We start from the raw sequence: 4727 nt of genomic DNA on the forward strand, positions 1-4727 counted from the left end.
CCACTCGAAGTTGTCCATCAGGGACCAGGCGAAGTAGCCGGCGAGCGGGGCGCCCTTGGCGGTGGCGGAGGCGCAGGCGGCGAGGTGGCTCTCCAGGTAGGCCCGGCGCTCGGGGTCGTCGACGGTGCCGTCCGGGCCGACCCGGTCGGGGAAGGACGAGCCGTTCTCCGTGACGTAGATCTGCCGGGCACCGTACTCCTCGGTGAGGCGCAGCAGCAGCGTCTCGATGCCGCTCGCGTCGATCTCCCAGTCCATACCGGTACGCGGTACGCCCTCCCGGCGCACGGAACGGGTGTACGGAGCGGGCCCGGCGGGGTCGTCGGCGACATGGGCCGGCATGTAGTAGTTCAGGCCCAGCCAGTCCAGCGGGGTGGCGATGGTCTCCGAGTCGCCCGGCTTCTCGGGCAGTTCCACGCCGTACACCTCGACCATGTCGGCGGGGAAGCCGCGGCCGTGCACCGGGTCGAGCCACCAGCGGTTGACGTGACCGTCCTGGCGATGCGCGGCGGCCACGTCCTCGGGGCGGTCGGTGGCGGGGTGCACGGTGGAGAGGTTGGTGACGAGGCCGATCTCCGCGTCGGGCGCGGCGGCGCGGATCGCCTGCGTGGCGAGGCCGTGGCCGAGGAGGAGGTGGTAGGAGGCGCGTACGGCCGCCGTGAGGTCGGTCCAGCCGGGGGCCATCTTGCCTTCGAGGTGACCGATCCAGGCCGAGCAGAGAGGCTCGTTCAGGGTCGCCCAGTGGGTGACACGGTCGCCGAGCCGTTCGGCGACGGCCGAGGCGTACGCCGCGAAGTGCTCGGCGGTGTCCCGCTCCGGCCAGCCGCCCCGGTCCTGGAGCACCTGCGGCAGGTCCCAGTGGTAGAGGGTGACGGAGGGGGTGATGCCCGCCTCCAGCAGGGCGTCGGTCAACTCGTCGTAGAAGGCCAGGCCCTTGGGGTTGAGCGGGCCGTCGCCGCCGGGCATCACCCGCGGCCAGGCGACGGACAGCCGGTACATGTCCACGCCCAGTTGGCGCATCAGGCCGAGGTCGTCGCGCCAGCGGTGGTAGTGGTCGCAGGCGATGTCACCGTTGTCGTCGCCGTCGATCTTGCCGGGGGTGTGCGAGAAGGTGTCCCAGATCGACGGTGAGCGGCCGTCCTCGGCGACGGCGCCCTCGATCTGGTACGCCGACGTGGCCGTGCCCCAGCGGAAGTTGTCCGGGAAGGCGGCGAGGTCGATGGGCTCGGACATGGAAGTCCCTTCGAGGTGCGGGGAGTCGGTCACTTGACGGCGCCCGCCGTCAGTCCGGTGACGAGATAGCGCTGGAGCAGCAGGAACCCGGCGACCACGGGGACGCTCACCACGAGCGAGGCGGCCATGATCTGGTTCCAGTAGACGTCGTAGAGGGTGGAGTAGCCCTGGAGTCCGACGGCGAGGGTGCGGGTGGTGTCGTTGGTCATCACGGACGCGAAGAGGACTTCTCCCCACGCGGTCATGAAGGCGTAGACGGCGACGGCGACGATGCCCGGCACCGCGGCCGGCACGACCACCCGGAACAGCGCGCCGAGCGGCCCGCAGCCGTCCACCAGCGCCGCCTCGTCGAGGTCGCGCGGCACCGAGTCGAAGTACCCGATCAGCATCCAGATGGAGAACGGCAGCGAGAAGGTCAGATAGGTCAGGATCAGCCCGCCGCGCGAGCCGAAGAGGGCGATCCCGGTGGCGTTGCCGATGTTGATGTAGATCAGGAACAGCGGGAGCAGGAAGAGGATGCCGGGGAACATCTGCGTGGACAGCACGGTGACCGTGAAGACCCGCTTGCCCCGGAAGTCGTACCGGCTGACCGCGTAGGCCGCGAAGACCGCGATGACGACCGAGCAGATCGTGGCCGAGCCGGCGACGATCAGCGAGTTCACGAAGTACCGGGCGAGCGGCACGGTGGACCAGATGTCGATGTACGGCCGGATCGTCAACTCGCTGGGCAGCCAGCGGAACTTGCCGGTGACGTCGGCGAGCGGCTTGAGCGAGCTGGAGACCATCACGTAGACGGGCAGCAGCACGAAGCCGGTGAGCAGGGTGAGGAAGATCCGGCGGGACCACAGGAACGAACGGGGCGGCGCCATGGGCGACGAGTCAGCCATTTCCGGCCCTCCTTCCGCGTGAGGTGAACAGCAGGTATCCGCCGGTCACGGCCAGCAGGAAGAGCAGCAGCAGGACGGACATGGCGGAGCCGGTGCCGAAGTCCCAGGTAAGGAAGGTGGTCTGGTAGATGTGCACGGAGATCAGGTCGGCGGCCTCGGGGGCCGCCCGGCCGAACAGGACGTAGGGCGTGTTGAAGTCGTTGAACGTCCACAGGAACAGCACCAGGACCAGTACCTGGTTGACCGGGCGCAGGGACGGCAGGGTGATGCGGCGGATCTGCTGCCACATCCCGGCGCCGTCCAGGGCGGCGGCTTCGTAGAGTTCGCGCGGGATGTTCTGCAGGCCGGCCATCACGATGAGGAAGGCGAACGGCCAGCCCTTCCACACCGAGACGGTGAGCAGGGCGTAGAAGCTGTTGTCGCCGATGAGCCAGAAGGACGGCTTGCCGGTGAGATGGAGCTGGTCGTGCAGGACGTGGTTCACCAGGCCGTTGTCGTGCTGGAACATGAACACCCAGGTGATGACCGCCGCGTAGACGGGCAGCGCGTACGGCACCAGGAACAGGGCGCGCAGGATGCCGCGGCCCCGGAAGGTGTCCTGCATGAAGATGGCGGCGGCGGTGCCGAGCGCCCAGCACAGGGCGACGGAGAGCAGGGTGAAGCCGACGGTGACGGCGAAGGAACGCAGCAGCGCCTCGCCGGCCGGGGCGTCGAAGTCCACGGCCACGCGGTAGTTGCGCAGGCCGGTCCAGGGGGCGTTGCTCCAGTCGCGCAGGGTGAAGCGGGTGATGGACCGGAAACTCATCAGGGTGCCGATGACCATCGGGACCAGATGCACGAGGAGTTCGAAGACCAGGGCGGGCAACAGGAGCAGGTACGGGAGCGCGGTGCGGCGGGACCGCCCGGTACGGCGCGGGCCACGCGCCGTACCGGGGGTATCCTCGCGCACCGGTTCCTTCAGAACGGTGGAGGTCATGGACGTCAGGCCGCCGGCATCTGCTGCTGGGCCTTCTCCAGCTTGGCCTTGACGGAGGCGGTGGTGATCGCCCGCCCGGCGGCGGCGTCGGCGAACAGGTCCTTCACCGCGGTGCCGACGGCGGTCTCGAACTGCGACTCGGTGGCGACCTGCGGCAGCGCGGCGGCGCTCTTGGCGAGGGTCTCCTTCAGCACGGCGGTGGACTGCCCGTCGAACGCGGGGTCCGCTTGCGCGGCCTTGACCGGCGGGATGGAGCTGTACGCCTTGTTGAGGATCTTCTGCTCGGCGTCGCTGGTCATGAACTTCACGAACTCGGTGGCGCCGTCGAGGTTGTGGCTGTCCTTGAAGACGGCGATGTTGATGCCGGCGGCCATCGAGTTGACCTGGGCGCCCGGTCCGGGGGCGCCCTTCTGGACGGGTACGGGGGCCACACCGTAGGCGTCGTCCTTCATGCCCTGGGACTTGAGGTTGGCGGCGGCGGACTGCCAGAGCAGCATGGCCTGCTTGCCCTTGGCGAAGTCGCTGACGGACTGGTTCTGCGCGTACTCCGCGTTGCCCGCCGGGATGGCCTTGTCCTTGGCCATGAGGTCGACGTACTGCTTGACGGCGTCGACCACCTTGGGGTTGGTGAAGTCGGGCTTGCCGTCGGCGGAGAAGAAGTCGGCGTCGTGCTGCTTGGCGAAGACGAAGACGTGGTGGACGTTCTCGGAGAGGTTCGATCCCTCGGCGCCGAGCACGGACTTGCCCTTGGCCCTGATCTTGGCGCCGTCCGCGACGAGTTCGTCCCAGGTGGCCGGGGGCCCGTCTATGCCGGCGTCGGCGAAGATCTGCTTGTTGTAGTAGAGGGCGTACGCCATCGAGTACAGCGGTACGGCGGCCGGGTCCTTGCCCTCGGCACCGGTGGAGCCGAGCGCGGGGTCGACGAAGCGGTCACGTCCGCCGATCTTGGCGAAGTTCTTGGTGTCCCAGGGCAGCAGCGCGCCGGTCGCCTGGAGGGAGGCGCTCCAGGTGTTGCCGATGTTCAGCACGTCCGGGCCCTGGCCGGAGGTGGTGGCGGTGAGGATGCGGTTGAGCAGGTCGGACCAGGGCACGACCTCGACCTTGACCTTGATGCCGGTCTGCTTCTCGAACTTGTCCAGCTCGGGCTGGAGCACCTGCTTGTCCACGGCGACGCTGGCGCCCTGGTTGGAGGCCCAGTAGGTCAGCGTCTTGGACGAGCCACCGGCTCCGTCCCCGCTGTCCGTACCTCCTCCGCACGCAGTTGCCGCGAGGGCGAGAGACATGACGACGGCGCCTGTGGCCGCGGCTCGGATGCTGCGCATGACTCCAGCGGTCCCTTTCCGGGAGAGGGGAACCCCGAAAACCGCGTCGGCTCCTCAGGGCTTAATTTAGGACGTGAGTTAATCCTCCGGCGAGGGGTGCGTCAAGGGATGCGGCACGGGTAAGTGAGCGGGTCTCGCCTTCTGAGAAGATCACCCGTCAACTGTTCCGTACGCAAACGCGTTTCCGGGGCCGGACGAAGCAGGGGGAGAGTCGATGAACACGTCCAGCGAGGCCTTCCGGCCGCTTCAGGCGGACGATCCGGTCGCGGTGGGGGGATACCGGCTGGCCGCGCGGCTCGGCGCGGGCGGGAT

Annotated in this window: 4 protein-coding genes; all 4 read right to left on the reverse strand. The window is 68.7% G+C overall.

The features are described 5' to 3' along the window. On the reverse strand, positions 1 to 1230 hold a 1230-nt coding region (locus tag CCN33_RS27665; protein ID WP_086696144.1), incomplete at its 3' end, for a GH1 family beta-glucosidase. Between the two features lie 29 nt (positions 1231 to 1259). Then, positions 1260 to 2099: a carbohydrate ABC transporter permease gene (locus tag CCN33_RS27670; RefSeq protein WP_086696145.1), complete on the reverse strand. Its 840-nt coding sequence runs from the start codon at positions 2097 to 2099 to the stop codon at positions 1260 to 1262. 10 nt (positions 2100 to 2109) lie between these two features. Then, positions 2110 to 3093: a carbohydrate ABC transporter permease gene (locus CCN33_RS27675; protein ID WP_086696146.1), complete on the reverse strand. Its 984-nt coding sequence runs from the start codon at positions 3091 to 3093 to the stop codon at positions 2110 to 2112. A gap of 5 nt (positions 3094 to 3098) precedes the next feature. Beyond that, entirely contained in the window at positions 3099 to 4415 is a 1317-nt protein-coding gene (locus tag CCN33_RS27680; RefSeq protein WP_086696147.1) for an ABC transporter substrate-binding protein, read from the reverse strand. Between the last annotated feature and the right edge of the window lie 312 nt (positions 4416 to 4727).

Origin of the sequence: Streptomyces recifensis (assembly GCF_002154615.1) — a bacterium.
Classification (GTDB): Bacteria; Actinomycetota; Actinomycetes; order Streptomycetales; family Streptomycetaceae; genus Streptomyces; species Streptomyces griseoluteus.

Coding starts and splice junctions, on each gene's coding strand:
- CCN33_RS27675 (WP_086696146.1), bottom strand. CDS start 3,093: ATGACCTCCACCGTTCTGAAGGAACCGGTGCGCGAGGATACCCCCGGT.
- CCN33_RS27670 (WP_086696145.1), bottom strand. CDS start 2,099: ATGGCGCCGCCCCGTTCGTTCCTGTGGTCCCGCCGGATCTTCCTCACC.
- CCN33_RS27680 (WP_086696147.1), bottom strand. CDS start 4,415: ATGCGCAGCATCCGAGCCGCGGCCACAGGCGCCGTCGTCATGTCTCTC.